Here is a 17,452-nt window from a genome sequence, read left to right as displayed (position 1 = left end):
TTTCATTAGAATAATACAAAGGATTTTGTCATGACAAATTGTATAGCATATAGTTACCAGTTTTCCAAAGTAAAAAATCGGACAATAGAGATAAATTTCACTGGAGGTGATATTAGTAGCGATGGAGGTGTGTTGTTATTAAGAGAAGCAGATAAAAGGCTTGGTATAACAGAGGAGCTTGCTAAAATATTTCCTGATAGACGAGATGGTAGTAAAATTACCCATAATATGGCAACAATGCTGAGGCAACGAATTTATGGTATTGCATTAGGTTATGAAGATTTAAATGACCACAATTATCTACGAAAATGTCCTGCTATGCAAACAGCTATGGAAACAATTGATGATATGGCAAGTAGTTCTACCTTATGTCGTATAGAAAACAATGCTGATAGACACTTTGCAATTAAAGTGCATGAACTAATGCTTGATAAATTTATTAAGTCTCATAAAATAGTACCAAAGCAGCTAATACTTGATTTTGATGCTACGGATGATGAAATTCATGGGCAACAGGAAGGTAAGTTTTATCATGGTTATTACGGTCATAATTGCTTTTTACCTTTGTATGTTTTTTGTGGAAAGCATCTGTTAGTTAGTTATCTTAGGACGTCAAAGCAGGATCAAGCAAAACATTCTTGGGCAATATTATCATTGTTAGTAAAACGTTTTCGCCAAGCTTGGCCAGAGGTAAAGATTATTTTTCGTGGTGATAGTGGATTTTGTCGTCATCAGATGTTTGATTGGTGTGATATTCATAATATAAAATATATTGTAGGAATGCCCCAAAATAACAGACTAAATGAGTTACTGAAACCTACAATGGAGAAGTCAAAAGCAGCATTTATTATAACCCAAGAAAAGCAACGTCTTTTTAGTGAGTTTCCATATAAGGCTGGTAGTTGGAGTCATGAACGTAGAATAATTGGTAAGGCAGAAATGACAATGCTTGGAGAAAATCCAAGGTATATAGTAACTAATTTATCAGATAAACCTGAAGATTTATACGACAAAGTTTACTGTGGTCGTGGTGATATGGAAAACCGTATAAAAGAGCAACAACTAGAATTATTTGCAGATCGTACTTCTTGTCATAGATGGTGGGCTAATCAGCTCAGAATGATTTTATCGGGTCTTGCATACACTTTAGTAGAATATATCAGAGGTAATTTATTACAAGGTAGTGCATTAGCAAAAGCACAAATAGGTACAATACGTTTAAAATTATTAAAAATTGGGGTAGTAATTATCCGTAATACTAGGCGTATTAAGTTTTTGTTATCTTCATCATATCCTTACCGACAGGTATGGAATCATGTGATGAAGAAATTAGCATTAGAATAACCTAGATTAGCACTGTTCCCGGTGCTTAGAAAAAATGGGGTAAGGGGCATTACATCTAAAATTTGAAAATAACGGCTTCAAAGCACTTTTTGGCAAAATTTTTACAAAAGTATCATTGCTAATATTATAAATTACTCAATTTCTTACTTTAAATCTCACTTCATGCAATATCCGGGTTAACAATCCCTGACCTGTTAAATCTTTAAAACCTTGACGTTTTGTGTTTACCGCACCAAGAGACGTAAGTGTTAACCCTTCAACTCCTTTACTACTTGATGCAAGACCGCTTAACATACTACCGATAAAGGCATTTTTGATATGTCTATTGCTTGTGGCAATTACCTTGCCTTTAATACCGTTCATACCATCATCACCATGCACAACCCCTATTACGTCACTTGTAGTGACTAATTCCGTTTTTGGATCAATACAAATTAATTTCTCAGCCCGAATAATAACTCTCTCACTAGAGATATCCCCGTAACTACTACCTTGTATTCTACATTTGCTAATATCTACATTGATGTTTTTTGGTAAGTTGCCTCTACTGCTTAATCTTATTACTACCGGCGTTGCATTCTCACTTGCCGTATTAATCCCAGTAGAAGTCACAATTCCGCCTAAAGTATAACCGCTCACAAAACTAGTCTCTGGCACAAACTCGTGATCTGTCAACAGTTTTCCGGACAGTTTTTTACGCACATTTTTGTATTTTTTCGTATTGTACTGGTGATAGATAATCGTTAGCAGAATGCATTCTTATACGATTATAAAATACCTCTATATATTCAAATATAGCATGTTTTGCTTCCTCCCTAGTTTTAAATTTATGTTGATAAATTAATTCTGTTTTTATAGTATGAAAAAAGCTTTCAGCAACAGCATTATCCCAGCAATTTCCTTTACGACTCATACTCTGTATAATACCATGTTGTTTTATAAGTTTTAAATGACTATCAGAACAATATTGGCTACCTCTATCAGTATGCCAAATAAGCTTTTTAGGTGGTTTACGTTGCCATATTGCCATTAGCAAAGCATTATTAACTAAATCAGCTTTCATATTACTATTCATTGACCAGCCTATTACTTTTCTAGAAAATAGATCAATAACTGTTGCTAAATATAACCATCCTTCTCCAGTTGGGATATAGGTGATATCACCAACCCAATAACAATTAACATTAGAAACTTTAAACTGTCTATCCAATAAATTAGGAGCAACTTGCTTATTATGCTTAGAATCAGTAGTTGCTTTAAATTTATACTTAGTTTTACATACTAAGCCAGCTTCATTCATTAGTCTTGTAATTCTCCTACGACTAACAATTATGCCTTGCCTCAACAAAGCCTTTTTAATGGGTCTAGATCCATAATTTCGTCTACCTTCCTGAAAAATAGCTCTAACCTTACAGGTTAATTCTCTATTTTCTTTATCCCTATTGCATCCAGGGTTATTTAACCACTCATAATAACCGCTACGTGATACCTTCATACATTTGCACATAATTGCAATTGAGAAATCATCTTGATGCTTCTTTATCCATGCATACCTTACAGGGACTCTTTTGCAAAGTACGCTGCAGCCTTTTTTAGTATATCACGCTCCTGTGTTACTATCACCAGCTCTTTCTTTAATCTTTTTAATTCATCATACAGATGTTCATCTGTTCTTGTTATTGATTCTTCAAATTGTTTAGAATATTTATCTATCCAACTATATAAAGTATTCTTACTGATACCTAATTCTTTTGCAGTCTGAATAACAGGTCGCTTCGATTCAGTTGCCAATTTAACTGCTGATTCTTTAAATTCACTAGAATACATTTTTGTTTTTGTCATACTGTATTTCCTTTCTGTTAATATTGTCTCATACTAACTGTCCGGAATACTATAGCCACATCACTCGCGTATATTTTTTGGTTTATCCCACTGCACATTACTGCCAAATTTTATTGAATTGATCTCTCCTCCTCTAATTACTGCTTCTTGTTCATATCTATTACTTTCTTGCATATCACTGACTCTTTTTAACTCAAGTGCCGCACTTTTTAATTCATCCTGGGCAAATTTTAATTGCTCAGCCATTTTTTGCAGTTCTTGCTCCCGATGTTTTCTCTCCTCTGCTTCTTTCGCCTGCATTTCACGTATTAAACTTTCTACTTTCTCTTGCAGCTCATGCTGACTATTACGGAGCTTGTCTTCAAAATGATTCTGCCATATTTTATTCCCGTCCGTATTATCAAATGATAATGCTATATTACCTCTTTCGTCAGTCACTTTTTCCTCATGCTTAATCTTACCACTACTTCCGCCTTGTAACTTAATAGCAATGCCAAGCACTCCTAAAATACACAGACAGACATATAACCATCTCCTTTCCTGTGCTTTCCGAAACGTAGCAACAGTTGTGCTTTCAATTGCCTCACCTTCAGACGCTACGGCAACCGTTCTATTTTTTTTGATATTTTTAAATATTTCTTTTAAATTAATCACGCTCCACCTCCTTCAAGGCTACCAATACACCGCAATTACGCCCTGGGCGTAATATGCTACAATCCTTCCTGATCATTACATTCTCGCCTTCGAATATCTGCTTTAAAATACAATCAGTAAGCTCTATATTTTTGCCCTTTTTAAATATTCCTGCAGAGATGTTATAATGGTACCCAAAAACTAGACAAGAAAATAGAGAAAAGTAGGTATAATATCTCCTAGGAAAAGGAGCAAAAAATGAAAAAACAAGTTAAAAAATATAGTGCAGAAGAAAAAGCAAAAATAGCAATTGAAGCAATATCTGGAGAAATGACTATAGCTCAAATTACCAGCAAATATGGTGTTCACGCTAATCAGATTTATAAATGGAAGAAAGAAGCTTTAGATTTTATGGTTTCTGGATTTAAATCGAAATCTAAACAACAAGATACCGGCCAAGAAGATTTAATTAAATCATTATTTGAGCAAATAGGCCAGTTAACAGTTGAAAGAGACTGGCTTAAAAAAAAATCTAGTATCTTTGGATTTAGAGGTTAGGAAAAAAATGATAAGTTATGCTTCAAATTTAACCATAGCAAGACAATGCAAACTTTTAGATTTAAACCGCTCAAGTTACTACTACCGAGCTAGGAATACCTTAGATGATAAGGAGTATAGAGTACTGAACAGAATTGATGAGATTTTTACAGAGCATCCCTATTATGGTACTAGAAGAATGTCTCATGTCCTAAAATCCGAAGGGTTAAATGTTAGTCGTAAGATGATAAGAAAATATTATAAAATACTTGGTATTGAAGCAGTATACCCAAAGATTAATTTAAGCCGTAGGAATCAGGCTCATAAAGTATACCCATATCTATTAAATAATATAGAGGTGGTTTGCTCCAATCAAGTTTACTGTGCAGATATTACTTACATAAGATTAAAGCAAGGTTTTGTATATTTGGTTGCTATAATGGATTGGTATAGTCGTTATATTTTGAGTTGGCGGGTGTCGATTAGTTTAGAAAATGATTTTTGTATTGAAGCTCTAAATGAAGCAATATCTATACATGGCAAGCCTGACATTTTTAATACGGATCAAGGAGTACAATTTACATCAAAAGATTTTACTCAAATACTTGAGCAACAAGGCATAGCTATTAGTATGGACGGCAAAGGCAGAGCCTTAGATAATGTATTTATTGAACGTTTTTGGCGATCTTTGAAACAAGAGAAGATTTATCGTTTTGATCTTGAAACAGTACGTGAAGCAAAGATAGCTATCAGAGATTATATAGAATTTTATAATCAGCAAAGACCTCATCAATCGCTTGAATATAAGACACCTGAAATGATACATTTTGCAGAAAAACTAGAAAATTATCAAGAGGCTATATGACATAGAAAATGCAAACTTTACTTTGAAAAACCAATACATTAATACAGGAGAATTACACCTCTAAAATTTAAAAAATTTGTCTAGACAAAGGGTACCACCTCATGTTAGCTATAGTTAATTTGGCTCCTACATAAGGACCATATCTATAAGAAAAATCTTGTCTTATTTTTAGTCCTTGGGACTCTAATGTATGAATTTGTCTCTTATTGATATTTACAATGTATTTATCGACCTTGCCTGAATGCATATATCGCATTAATCTTGCTATTTCCCCCTTATCTGTACTCTTAGAATAACAATCTTTCTTCTCTTCTATAAAAATTAGCTGACCTGAACTATCTGATACCCTTAAACTTAAATCAATCGTACGGCCGCCAGCTTCTATGACAGCCATCTCTATATCTTCACCAATCGCTGCCAGTGGAGTGACAAACAAATTCATAGAAGATGCGTCTTGCAGTATCTTGTATTTTGTACTATCGCCTATTACTTCAATAATAGCTTTGCCTGAAAACCATATTCTATTTAAATGATCTTTGCTAACGACCGCTTTGATTTTTTGTCCTTGCTTATAACAATATATCTGCTCTGCAAATGAGCCTTGGCTTATTAAAATAATGAATGCATATATACTAAATACTACTACCTTAATTATTCTCATCACCCCCTCTTCTCTTATTTAGTTGCTCCTCTATTTTCTGCATATTATCCTCTTCAGCCTTTAATTCTTCTTCTTTTTTCTTAATATCTGCCTCGCTTTCAATATGATGAAACTCCTTTAATCTCAGCCTACTGCCTGCTAAATCAAAGCTCATAAAATATGATGCCTCTTTTATATCAAGGCCATGATCCCCAAACTTTGTAGTTAATACGCCTTTGGCAATTACACTGTTTTCTGATGAATTAACTGCTAAAGATTTAACCGAAAAATATGTAGATAAACCAAACTTCTTATATTGCTCCTTCGCATGCGAAAAATACTGTCTAATCGCTTTCATATATTTGGCACTACTATGACTTATATATTTGCTGATTAATGCTTCCTTATAACCTATGACATCTTTATTTAAATCAAGTAGCATTGATAGATACATTAAACTTATCTCCTCTATATAACTCTCTGATACTTTGCCTTCTCCGAGCCATACTTCTTGAGCAAGTCCCGGTACTAATATTGTCTTATCCCGGGTAGTGATTAGCTTCAATGTTAAACCACAACAAATGAAACTAAGCATCAAGGTTAAGATTAAAAATAAACCTCTTTGCTTAGTTAATATCTTCACTTGATCACTTAATATTTTTTCTTGCATTATGTTTTTTGTTTCTTATTTTTTGCGGATACTATTTGTTATTTAAAATATTCTTCGCTGGTATGATGAAGGTATATGCCCCCCAAGCACAAAACTTACTCCTAGCCACTTCCAATATAAATTCTTTTGGATATTGCCCCCCATATACTCCTTCATCAAAAAACTCCCGATAACTGCACCAACAACGCTCGCCGCCGCACCAAAAAGTAAATTCTTTAACGCCCAAACAGCAATACCTGTCACACAACTACCAAGAATTACTCCAATCGAGATGTTGAAAAATCGTATCTCTTTATTTAAGCATTCATTAAATCTTACTTTTTCCATATCTCTATGCTCCTGATATTGTCATACTATCTCTATATGCCGCTCATGGCTTTGATCACCTCAATTACACCGTAACCGCCTAAAAAACCAATGCCGGCTACTTTTGATCTTTCTCTTAAATCTCCTTGCGTTCCAAGAGCAAGACCTCCTCCTGCTGCCATCCCGATAATAACAGAAACCCAGTCTTTAAATGCTTTAGCTACAGGAGTTACTATACTATCCCCAAGCTGCTTACTTAAATCCCATGCTGCATTTGCATCAAAAGAAACTAATGCTATAAAACCTACCAATATTATATATTTTGCTATTTTCGTTGTTCTTTCCTCGCTACATAATGCTCTATTATTTTCTTTTTTTAGCTTTACACACATAGATTATCCTCTTTTAATTGTATTTTATTAATTTAATAAGTATTAATATGTTAGATATATATATTTACTAATGTCAATAGTAATATCTATTATATTAATAATCATTGTTAATTAAATTAAACTATCATGACCTTACCTAAAAAAATACAACAATTCTTATATAAAAAACTTTTTCAACTTAAATTAACACGTAAAGCTTTTGCTCAAGAATGTGGATTACCCTATACCTCACTTATTAATCTTATAAATGCTACACAAACTAATCCTGCTCTTAATTCTTTACTGAAAATTGCTAATTACCTTAATTGCTCTATTGATGAAATGGTAGGAAGGAAAAAATATGTACTTAAAAAATTTAATGAAATAATACAATTTCAAAATTTAACTATTGATGATTACAATACAAATTTAAGAAACTTTATTTGTCATAAAATGCAACAACATAATTTACCTGCCTATAAATTAGGCCTTAATATCGGCTTTAGTGCTGCCGTTATTGATAATTTTGTGAACCAAAATCGTAAAAATATACAGTCAAACTTAGGTACTGCTCCTATCGTAGCTCTTGCTGACTATTTTGCAATCTCAGTTGATGAAATGATTGGCAGAATATCCAGAAAAACCTAATTCGATACTTGCTATAGTCCTAAACTATAGCTGATTCCGCACAAAATACCCTGCAAAATATAGAATCACCCAAACAAGTTTCTGATCTACTCAAATCATATCCCAAATCTAATGCAGATATTGAGCAAGTTACCTCTAAAATTCCTAAAAAACCACAAAACAGAACTATTTAATAGGCAATTTGCATTATCGTTTGAATAGCTAAATCTCGATTAACATAATATACTTCCTCACTAGGTTCTAACTTAATTGCTTGTACAAAATCTTTTAATGCTTCCTTATATCTTCCTAGATCATACAAAGCTAAACCACGATAGTGCAAAACCTTCGCATTACTCGCATCAAGGGCTATTGATATATCATACGACATCACAGCTTCCTCAAGCCTTCTCATGGTAGATAAAATATCACCTCGTCCACTATAAAAATCTGCATTAGTTGCATCTATTGCAATCGCTTTATTAAACGACTCTAATGCCTCCTTATATCTCCCCAAATCATCTAATAAATATCCTCGATAGTAATAAACATAACCATTATCCGGCATTAAATTTATTAACTTACTGCATATAACAAGTCCCATATTTTGCTCCTGACATTGTGCGTGTTCTTGCAATAAGCTTTGAATTCCCTGACTAATCCCATCAATTATTCTTGGGTTGATATTGCCTCTTTGATTCTGCATATTTTACCTCATCCTTAAACCAAACTTCTTATTCTTATAATTTTATTACTTGTTAACTGATCTTACTTATTTTGATATTCTGTCTTAGGCTAAACATCTAACTTCTTTAATAAACACTTATTACCCTCCTTTTGTAACTCCTTATATATCAACCTTACATACATTTGTGTCTCCTCTGCATGAAACTTCATATGCAAGATATAATTCTCCTTCTTACTACTTATCTCTGATAATTCCTTAATCTCCTGAAATAATTTCTTTACCTCTTCTCTGCTACTGTCAAAAATTGCTGCAAATTCTTTACTAATCACATTGCTCCGGTGTAAATATTTTAGGGATATCAATACAACTACCAACTCTAAACTCATTAGTAAGGCTAGTATTATTTTGTATAACATTGTTCAATCTCCTTACCTTATTATTCGCATAAAGCCTGTCTTTTGCTTTGGAGCATTACTGCTAGCACTCCCAAGTAAACACAGTATTTCTGGGGCAACAGGTGGCATTGATGGTACTGGCGGATTTGATGGTACTAGATCAGGCAGAGGAAAACTAGGAACCACATCCGGTAATGCGTTACTTAAGCTAATTGTTTCAAATGTAGCTTCTTTCTTCCTACCTGCTGAGGCTTTGCTTTTCGGTAACTTGTCTCCTGCAAATACTTCTCCTGTTACCATTGATAAAAATATTAATGACACTGTAGCAACTTGCTTGAGACGTGATTTTAATGATTTGTGATTGGAAAAATTAGTGCAATATTGAGTAGTATTGTTTTGTACAGATGCTACTAGTTTATTGCGAATATTATCAAGATATGTTAGATTCATGGTACGATACCTTTGCTTAAGGTTAGTTACAGATCCAGCAAGTACATTAAACCGGCAAAAGTTAGATAGCACTTGCTAGGATCATTTAGTTATTTAGATTGATATTTCACATTACATCTAGTATTAATCTATTGTATTTAATATGTAGTGTCAATACAAAAATAATCCATGGCAGATTATTTTTAAATCTACTCTGGAGAATGTATGAATATTGCGTTTAATGTAAAAAAGTTTTTAGAGAAAAAATTCAAATTACATAAAATTAGTAGTAAGAATTTTGCAAAAGAAAGTAATATTAGTTATAACACTGTATGTTGTATACTAAATAGCAAACGTAATAACACTAAATTTGATACTATTATAAAAATAGCTAGCTATTTTTATAGCCCTATAGATGAAATCCTGAACCGTACAAATTACATCAATAATAATGAATATTATAATGTTAATTATGTATTAGAAAATTATAATCAAGAGATACATAATTTTTTATGTTTGAATATTGAGAAGCACAGTTTAAATCCTTATACATTATCTTGCGATCTTGGTTTTCATAACTCAGTAATTCAACAATTTATTACAGATACTACTGCAACAAGGACATTAACTACACCAGTCATTATTGCTGTAGCAGATTATTTTAAAATATCTATTGATGAAATGATTAACAGGATTTCTTCAGAAAACAGTATTAATAATTAATAAGTTTGTAGCATTATGTACAAGTCTGTACAATACAACACAATATAAACTAGTAACATAAAGCAAAATTATGGCTTATATAGTATCCGTTATACAAACTAAGGGTGGAGCAACTAAAACTACTACTAGTATTAATCTTCTTGGTGCCTTACTAGAATGTAGATACAAAGTGGTACTATGCGACATGGACAAAGATAAGCCGGATGCTATATATTGGTCTGACTTAGGAAATTCTTTAAGAGAACATGTGATACCATTATACGAAGATAATCCCAAAGACACGCTGCATAAATTAAGTTTAGAGTATGATTTTATAATAATAGATACTCCACCCAATATGCAGGCTGCATCACTAAAAGCTGCAATTCTCTCTGATTTCATTATAATACCATGCTCCGTTTCTGAACTAGATAAAAATTCATTGAACCAATCAGCATCTGTAGCAATAATGGCTAACAAGCCATATTCATTTTTAGCAAGTAGAACAACAAAAAATACCAAATCTACTAAAGAATTATTAAAACAGCTTGCTGAAACAAACTTATATTTTGAAACAGATATAAGTAATAGCGTAGATATGATAGAATGCCAGAAAAAAGGACAATGGATAGGAGAGTACAAACCTTTTTGCAATAATCATCTACAATATTCTTCTCTTATAAAAGAGTTGATAAGCAAAGTAAAAAACATCCCCGCTGCGGACAACAAGGTATTTTAGAAGAAAAATAACTGATAATCCTAATGTATGCAGTTTATTATATTCTTTGTCCTGACTAATTTCTCATTAATAACCGCTTATGTAGTTATATATGCGGTCATCCAGTAATCCTCCCTTTATATTATGTCACAAGCAGCGGAGAATACAGCCCAAAAGCGATTAAAGGTATAATTATATTGTACAAATGTGTATATTATTGTATTATACAGTACTTAATGAAACTGTTACAAAACGAATGTTTTGTTTCAAATTTTCTAATTTGAGAACGAAAGTATCAGGATTTCGGGGTCTATATTTTATAATGTTATCACAGTCTCTTAACACAAATACGAGGAGCTTATGTCAAACAGAGGTATAATTAGTACATTGAATATTGCAGAAAGACTAAAAGCTGCACAAAAAGAAATTGATAATCCAATAGAACATAAGGCTAACTCTTCCTTACAACCAATTTTATTTGTAAATGGCAGATTAAACAGAAAAAATTACCCTTATGTAGCTAAAAATTTTGCTATCTTAAAAGGAATAGAAGATGAAATAAAACATATATGCCGTGGACTTGACTTAGTAATACTCAATTATTTACTGTTTAGGGGTATAGAATCTATTAAAAAAGAAAAGGATTTATTATCTATAGATTATCCCGAGATTGAAAAATTATATAATTCTATAAAGGATAAAGTCGGGGATAATCTGCCGTAGATTATTTTGTATTGACACTACATATTAAATGCAATAGATTAATACTAGATGTAATGTGAAATATCAATCTAAATAACTAAATGATCCTAGCAAGTGCTATCTAACTTTTGCCGGTTTAATGTACTTGCTGGATCTGTAACTAACCTTAAGCAAAGGTATCGTACCATGAATCTAACATATATCCTTCACAAAATCAAGTCCCTGTTATCTTTTGAACATACCAAATTCTCAACAAATCATCTATTCAAGCAAAATTCTAACAATCTAGCATCTTTTACATCTAGATTACACTGTTGCTTACAATTAGTGCCTTTCATTTGTCGGTTCGTTTGCTTGAGCCATTCTTCGCAGTTTCAAGCTGCAGGAGGGTATTAATATGAGTCTTCCTGAAATCAACACCAAGTTACAGAATATAGAAAGCAGTATCCGTGCATTATCAGGTATGATGATGTCCTCCATGACTAGTACTGCTAACAATAATAGACGCTTTGAAACTTATTTAAGAATGATTGCTAAAACACAAATGGAGATGAAAAAAGATATTGGACTCCTTTTAGCTAATTTAGAGATCAGAAAAGCTTGGGATGAGGAAGAGGGATTGGATGAGTTCTTTAACAATTTTAACAAGGAGTTCAAATAATGAACTTATTACAAACTCAACTACCTATTTTACCAAATGATCCTGAATTATTCAGCTCTTTAAATCAAAATAGGAAAGAAACTCCTGATAATAATAAACAATATATCTCTATAATTCCTTGTTTATTTGAAGTGATCTTAAGGCAATACTCCAAAGAACTCTCACCTCGGGACATAGTATTTTTCTCTCAAGTGTTAGCTTTATATCAGTCAACCTTAAGCAAAGGTAAAGAATCGATCATCTATTCTTCAGAGAAAATAGCAGGACTTCTTGGATACAAGTCCAAGAATAAAAGCAATATGCGTAGTATTGCTTTAAGGATAACAAAAAAACTTGAACAGATAGGACTTTTGCAAGTTACTAGAGGCAAGACCAAAAAAGGCACAGATAAAATAAATGAAATAATCCCAATGCTGCCTGATGATCTATATGAGTACATTAAATATGAACCTGATAAGCATAACGGAGATAGTAGCAGACTTGCTAATGAATCTAATCTTGAGCATATCCTGCGCACTAAACTTTATGTACCTATTACCATAGAATTTGCTAAATCTTTATTTGATAATCCAATGTCAAATAAATATAAGCTCTTCTTCTTTAACTGTGTAATTACTGCTTATAAGAATTATAGGATTAATGGTAATTTATCTTTTGCTGCTACATCTCGCGAATTAATACAAAAAAATAATATCAGTAAACGTACTCTATTTAACATATTGCAATATATCAAAAACCAAGCTCCTGATTTTTTTATAACAGCAGAACACAAATATACAAATTCAGATGATATCGATAGCAATAGATATGATAAATCTATATTTACTATCTCTATTAATCCACTTGTAATACCTAATTGCCAAATTGAAGCTGCAGATTCTAAAAAATCTACTGAAAAACCTTATACTTATACAGCTTCTGAGACGGGAGTGCAAATTTGTAAGCCTAGTAGTGCAAATTTGTACGCCATAATAATAAAGAATAAAGAAAAAAGAATTAGTATTAAAAATATAGATTATATAAATGAGCAAACTAATGAAAATAATCTTGATAGTCCACCAACGTTAGAGCAAACATCAAATATTTGGCATTTAGAAAATGAGCTTTGCTCATTTCCATCTAAATTTTATAAAAATTCTATTAAGGATGTTATAGATACTTCACCTTCTTCATCCAACATTCACTCTGAGCTTGGTTCTAGAACCATCAATGATGATATAACAAAAGAAAGGAATAAAAGAAACAGAGTTTTCTGTAATGCTACAGACAAAACAAGAGACACGGCAATACGTACAGAAACAAACACCACAATAAAAAAAACCGCTGTAGAAAGTAATGCAAAGGCAAATAAGGTAAAACGTTACGATCAAAATAAAACCCTGAAATGTTACTATCCCCTAACCAAAGGAGAAGTATGTTCTATTAATTGGGATTCTGGTAGGGAATTCTCTACCAATTTTGCCAATCAGCTCATGCTGAAGCTTATCTCAAAATTCCCAGAGAATAAATTCGCCACGAAAAATCATATGAAAAAATACATGACCAAAGCTTTTAAATATGAATTACATCAAGGACCACTTGTTAACCACGAAACATTCAGACTTAGTTATAATTTGAATAATAATGCAACAAAAAACAATAATGAGCCTGATCTTAAAACTATAGAAAGATTCCTAACTGAAGTAGAAAATAGTTATGACACAAGTTATGAAATGCAACTCAAACGTAAAATAGCTGGTTTACTTGAAAATAAAAAAGCTTATGAAATACTAATAAATAGCTATTTTAGTTATTGTGACAGTGTCTTTAGTATCGAATTCCGTAACAAAATAGTCCTTACAACAAGAAAAGAAGAAATACTTAAAAATGCTATCAAATCAGTTTATGGAAACGATATTGATATTCAGATCATAAATCCAAATGAAATTAACGATAAATTCAATAGTATATCAGAAACAAACAAAAATAATTCTATCTTTAATTCATTTAAACGTAACAACTTAAGCTTGCGGGAATCAAAAGATAAAAGTAGCGATGAGACAAACCAATATCCATTAAGAGCAGTAGATAAGAATAGTTCTTGGTATAAGATTAGAAAAGGATTAATAGAGGAGCTAGGATTAGATATAGATAAAGCTTGGTTCTCTAAACTTATAGCAGAGGAAAATCTAGATACTAAAACTTTAATCTTAAAAGCTCCTACTAATTTTATGAGAGATTGGATAAGTGGCAAATATGGTTATGTAATTCGCAGATTATCTAATGAGTTCAATTTTCAATTTGTAGAATATAGTTATGATGATAATAGCTTATGAAAAAAACAAACTTTTTAAATCTTCTACATATATTATCAATTTTAACTTATCGTTAATAAAATGATAAAAATGTTACATATTTCCTTCTAACAGTGAAGCTCCTACTAAAAATTCTTATGTCATTGTACTATAATAGAATTAATATGGGTATATAAAATGTTTGAACGACTAATTGTACAAAAAACACCACAGGATAGTACTTTATGCAAACATATCATAAGATTGTGGAATCAATGATGAGAAGCTGAAAATGATGAAAATAACAGTAGATGTTAAAGAAGCAAATGATAATAGCCCTATGAATGTAGATCATATACCTAATCAACAGCCTAATAAACGTAAGTCATCTGAACATAGATCATCTTCAAAAAAGTTGAAAACATCAAATTTAAACATATCAAATTTATCAGATGAACAAACAAAAATTATTAAAGATCTAGTACAGAGCTTCAACTTCGATAATAGCAATATATCTATAGAAGAAATACCAAATTATGGTGAGTCTGCGAGATGAAAAATTTTTGATAAAATTATAAATATATACTTCTTTAACTTGAAAAGTTGGAAAATGAATATTTAGATGAGCGAATAATCAATGTTCTTATGGATAATTAATATCTAATACTACCAATTCTTCAGGTAAAAGAAGTATATACCCTAAAATCCTGATACTTTCGTTCTAAAATTAGAAAATTTTAAACAAAAAATTCATCTCGCAACAGTCCCATTGTCTGCGTTAATCTAATTTTATTTTGCAAAACTCATAATTATTTTGTTTCCAAAATATATTTTTTATGATTTTATTATATATGTTTAAAAAGTTCTGAAGGAGTAAATAATAAATTATCAAAGGTATGTGACTTTAACTGATATAATTTTTATTAACAAAGCTGGTGTATAATATTATTTATGACTAAGTAAGCACAGATAAAATTTAAAAAATAAAGAAAATTAATATTCAGCAACATTATCTAAGAGGATATAATGAAGAGAATAAGTATAGAAGATTTGAAAAAAGAGCAAGCTGCAAGTAAGTTATATAAAGAAGCCAAACAGATATCGCATGAAGCATGGGAATTTGCAATAGCTAAAGCTGATGATAAGTATGATAAAGAATTTGATGCAAAGTTTCAAAAATTCAAAAGTAAATTAGCTGAAGCAGATGCACTTATTCCTAGTAATAGTGAATATCAGAAGTGGACTATAGTCGAAAGGTTTTTAGCAAGTTCTGTAGCAGAGGATGATCCACATTGTGATGTAAAACGTTTTGAAATTAAAAAATGGTTTGAATATCATACACGTTTTCTTAATAAACAGATAAAACACCCAAGTGATTATATGGTTGAAACTATCTATAACATATTATCTGATAGTGAATGTTGGAATAATCTTGAGCTTAATAGAACTACTGTTGCAAAAAAATTAATGACATCTAAAATGTTAGATGGTGAAAAGTTGGAGGGTTTTGAGTTATACCATATTGCTTGTCAGTTTTGTTTAGAAGATGAGATTAATAATATATTTGAGGAAAGTAAAAAAGAAGGATATCCTATAGAAGAATATATACGTAGTGCTACTAAATTACCAAATCTGAAAATTTTTTGGTATTATCATGCAAATGTTATTAATGTTGAAAACCCTGATCCAGAGATGGTTAATAAGTTTAAGAAACTAGCAGGTAATATAGAAGATAAGCAAGTCTTGTATAGATATGGGATTGATTGTGCAGTAGAGCGTGGCAGCAAGGAAGCAGTAGAGTTTTTCTGGAATAAACTACCTAATAAAGATCCTGAAATTCTAATAGAGGCAGCAATAAAAACTAAAAATAGTAGTTATGCACCTAGTAATTCTTATATTGTAGCTTTTTGTGTTGATCAATTAGATTCTTATGGACAACCAGATATCTTTAGGAAGCTTATAAGAAAGGATTTGATAAAGAATAGTGATTATTATGATAGTTATTCTCATGTGATGGGTAATTTAAGGCCAGATCATTTTTATAAACATATAGAAAAAGTAATTAAACATTTAAATCCAAGTGATTTGCCTGAAAAAGAGTATGAGAAGTTAACTTGGAACACATGTGAGAGTATAGTTTCTGGTCCTAGGGCTGTATTTGACCAAGCAGTACATTTCTTAACTTGGCTATGGAATTTACCAGGTTATGAAAATCATCAACAACATTTTCACGATACTGTAGAAACAACATCTAGTATGTTAGGTGATCTTATAAAAATTGGGGTATTAGAACCTGTTCATAAAATCCTTGATCCAATGGATAGTTTTCATACTAAATTATTTACTCTAACGTGCCAAGAAGGAAATAATGTTTGTTACAGTTTATACACTCAAAATGAAGGAAAGTTATTACAAAAACTTTTAAGCTCTATTAAAACTACTGTTAAGAAACCTACTAAGAAGTTTTTAGAAAAACTAGACCAAGATGTACTGCAAAAATTAGAGAGCGTGTTATGTGATGATAAGAAACTAGCCTCCCATAAAGGAGAAGGTGATAGTTGTTCAAGTGATAATGTTTCAATTTCTTTACAAGCATTTAATTTTTACAAGCAATATGATAGGCAATCGCTAGAAAAACTATTATGTAATATACTTGGTGATGCTAAAGGAGGAAAACTTTTACACAAAATAGATCAAGTAATGTCAAATAAATTAGGTAATATGATTGCTAATACTCAGAAATCATATAAAGAGTCTCTATTTTATAACTCTAGTGATAGTGATCACCATGAAGATCTACAAGATGATAGTGATTCATTAGATTTTTCAGTATTAGTAATGGGAGAAGAAAATGTTGCTGAATTTACTAACAGTTAATAGTAAATAGTTTTAATAATGAGCTATTTTTATCTTTTCAGTAGATAGTGATTTTGTTTTCTTAATTTTAGTAAATACTATTTTTTCTTAAAAAATTAAGTTGTATTGTTATAGAATTTATGTGACACTCATATTAATAAGCATAACTTGTTGCATAAAGATATGGAGGTAG

General features: G+C 31.4%; 21 protein-coding genes. 11 read left to right on the top strand and 10 right to left on the bottom strand.

The window, feature by feature from the left end:
• Positions 1-30: 30 nt before the first annotated feature.
• Positions 31-1,344: an IS1380 family transposase gene (locus AAGD48_RS08625; RefSeq protein ID WP_341789277.1), complete on the top strand. Its 1,314-nt coding sequence runs from the start codon at positions 31-33 to the stop codon at positions 1,342-1,344.
• Between the two features lie 135 nt (positions 1,345-1,479).
• On the opposite strand, the gene AAGD48_RS08620 is transcribed toward AAGD48_RS08625, so the two are convergent.
• The 3 genes from AAGD48_RS08620 to AAGD48_RS08610 form a co-directional block, all read right to left on the bottom strand.
• Positions 1,480-2,019, bottom strand: coding sequence for a TraB/VirB10 family protein (locus AAGD48_RS08620; protein WP_341789691.1), 540 nt, complete (start codon positions 2,017-2,019; stop codon positions 1,480-1,482).
• Positions 2,020-2,038: 19 nt separating this feature from the next.
• A protein-coding gene (locus AAGD48_RS08615) for an IS3 family transposase (protein WP_410526007.1) occupies positions 2,039-3,186 on the bottom strand; the annotation gives its coding sequence in 2 pieces (ribosomal slippage) (positions 2,039-2,940 and positions 2,940-3,186; 1,149 coding nt in all).
• Between the two features lie 60 nt (positions 3,187-3,246).
• A complete protein-coding gene (locus tag AAGD48_RS08610) occupies positions 3,247-3,840 on the bottom strand; it encodes a hypothetical protein (RefSeq protein ID WP_341789722.1) in 594 nt (197 codons plus the stop codon).
• A gap of 237 nt (positions 3,841-4,077) precedes the next feature.
• Here AAGD48_RS08610 and AAGD48_RS08605 point away from each other — a divergent pair, with 237 nt between their 5' ends.
• Both AAGD48_RS08605 and AAGD48_RS08600 read left to right on the top strand, forming a co-directional pair.
• The gene (locus AAGD48_RS08605) at positions 4,078-4,377 is read left to right on the top strand and encodes a transposase (protein WP_045812944.1); all 300 of its coding nucleotides are present in this window, start codon (positions 4,078-4,080) and stop codon (positions 4,375-4,377) included.
• Between the two features lie 7 nt (positions 4,378-4,384).
• Positions 4,385-5,221, top strand: coding sequence for an IS3 family transposase (locus AAGD48_RS08600; protein WP_341789327.1), 837 nt, complete (start codon positions 4,385-4,387; stop codon positions 5,219-5,221).
• Positions 5,222-5,288: 67 nt separating this feature from the next.
• On the opposite strand, the gene AAGD48_RS08595 is transcribed toward AAGD48_RS08600, so the two are convergent.
• The 4 genes from AAGD48_RS08595 to AAGD48_RS08580 are packed head-to-tail and all read right to left on the bottom strand — an operon-like array spanning position 5,289 to position 7,229.
• Complete coding sequence (locus AAGD48_RS08595) at positions 5,289-5,882, bottom strand: type-F conjugative transfer system secretin TraK (protein WP_341789721.1); 594 nt, start codon at positions 5,880-5,882, stop codon at positions 5,289-5,291.
• Complete coding sequence (locus AAGD48_RS08590; RefSeq protein ID WP_341789720.1) at positions 5,869-6,531, bottom strand: TraE/TraK family type IV conjugative transfer system protein; 663 nt, start codon at positions 6,529-6,531, stop codon at positions 5,869-5,871. Before AAGD48_RS08590 ends, AAGD48_RS08595 begins: the two co-directional genes overlap by 14 nt.
• 42 nt (positions 6,532-6,573) lie before the next feature.
• Positions 6,574-6,858 carry a hypothetical protein gene (locus tag AAGD48_RS08585; RefSeq protein WP_341789719.1) on the bottom strand — a complete coding sequence of 95 codons (285 nt, stop codon included), beginning with the start codon at positions 6,856-6,858 and terminating at the stop codon, positions 6,574-6,576.
• 32 nt (positions 6,859-6,890) lie between these two features.
• Positions 6,891-7,229 (bottom strand): hypothetical protein, encoded by a 339-nt coding sequence (locus tag AAGD48_RS08580; RefSeq protein WP_341789718.1) that lies wholly within the window; start codon positions 7,227-7,229, stop codon positions 6,891-6,893.
• 126 nt (positions 7,230-7,355) lie between these two features.
• Here AAGD48_RS08580 and AAGD48_RS08575 point away from each other — a divergent pair, with 126 nt between their 5' ends.
• Positions 7,356-7,856: a helix-turn-helix transcriptional regulator gene (locus tag AAGD48_RS08575; RefSeq protein ID WP_341789717.1), complete on the top strand. Its 501-nt coding sequence runs from the start codon at positions 7,356-7,358 to the stop codon at positions 7,854-7,856.
• 169 nt (positions 7,857-8,025) lie between these two features.
• On the opposite strand, the gene AAGD48_RS08570 is transcribed toward AAGD48_RS08575, so the two are convergent.
• The 3 genes from AAGD48_RS08570 to AAGD48_RS08560 all read right to left on the bottom strand — a co-directional run bounded on the left by AAGD48_RS08570 (position 8,026) and on the right by AAGD48_RS08560 (position 9,368).
• On the bottom strand, positions 8,026-8,541 hold the full coding sequence (locus AAGD48_RS08570) for a tetratricopeptide repeat protein (RefSeq protein ID WP_341789716.1): 516 nt from the start codon (positions 8,539-8,541) through the stop codon (positions 8,026-8,028).
• Between the two features lie 89 nt (positions 8,542-8,630).
• Positions 8,631-8,852, bottom strand: a complete 222-nt coding sequence (locus AAGD48_RS08565; protein WP_341789715.1) for a hypothetical protein — start codon at positions 8,850-8,852, stop codon at positions 8,631-8,633.
• A 99-nt stretch (positions 8,853-8,951) separates the two neighbouring features.
• Positions 8,952-9,368, bottom strand: coding sequence for a hypothetical protein (locus tag AAGD48_RS08560; protein ID WP_341789714.1), 417 nt, complete (start codon positions 9,366-9,368; stop codon positions 8,952-8,954).
• A gap of 204 nt (positions 9,369-9,572) precedes the next feature.
• Between AAGD48_RS08560 and AAGD48_RS08555 the strand changes: the two genes are divergently transcribed.
• The 7 genes from AAGD48_RS08555 (at position 9,573) to AAGD48_RS08525 (ending at position 17,280) form a co-directional block, all read left to right on the top strand.
• The gene (locus tag AAGD48_RS08555; RefSeq protein ID WP_341789713.1) at positions 9,573-10,070 is read left to right on the top strand and encodes a hypothetical protein; all 498 of its coding nucleotides are present in this window, start codon (positions 9,573-9,575) and stop codon (positions 10,068-10,070) included.
• Between the two features lie 70 nt (positions 10,071-10,140).
• On the top strand, positions 10,141-10,788 hold the full coding sequence (locus AAGD48_RS08550) for a ParA family protein (RefSeq protein ID WP_341789712.1): 648 nt from the start codon (positions 10,141-10,143) through the stop codon (positions 10,786-10,788).
• Positions 10,789-11,127: 339 nt separating this feature from the next.
• Positions 11,128-11,490, top strand: a complete 363-nt coding sequence (locus AAGD48_RS08545; protein WP_341789711.1) for a hypothetical protein — start codon at positions 11,128-11,130, stop codon at positions 11,488-11,490.
• A 376-nt stretch (positions 11,491-11,866) separates the two neighbouring features.
• Entirely contained in the window at positions 11,867-12,130 is a 264-nt protein-coding gene (locus tag AAGD48_RS08540) for a hypothetical protein (protein WP_341789710.1), read from the top strand.
• The gene (locus AAGD48_RS08535; RefSeq protein ID WP_341789709.1) at positions 12,130-14,445 is read left to right on the top strand and encodes a DnaA N-terminal domain-containing protein; all 2,316 of its coding nucleotides are present in this window, start codon (positions 12,130-12,132) and stop codon (positions 14,443-14,445) included. The genes AAGD48_RS08540 and AAGD48_RS08535 overlap by 1 nt, the downstream gene beginning before the upstream one ends.
• 253 nt (positions 14,446-14,698) lie before the next feature.
• Positions 14,699-14,959 carry a hypothetical protein gene (locus AAGD48_RS08530; protein WP_341789708.1) on the top strand — a complete coding sequence of 87 codons (261 nt, stop codon included), beginning with the start codon at positions 14,699-14,701 and terminating at the stop codon, positions 14,957-14,959.
• 470 nt (positions 14,960-15,429) lie between these two features.
• Positions 15,430-17,280, top strand: a complete 1,851-nt coding sequence (locus AAGD48_RS08525; RefSeq protein WP_341789707.1) for a hypothetical protein — start codon at positions 15,430-15,432, stop codon at positions 17,278-17,280.
• Positions 17,281-17,452 lie beyond the last annotated feature (172 nt).

Source organism: Rickettsia endosymbiont of Polydrusus tereticollis (assembly GCF_964026385.1).
Classification (GTDB): Bacteria; Pseudomonadota; Alphaproteobacteria; order Rickettsiales; family Rickettsiaceae; genus Rickettsia.
This window is presented reverse-complemented; position numbering and strand designations above follow the sequence as displayed.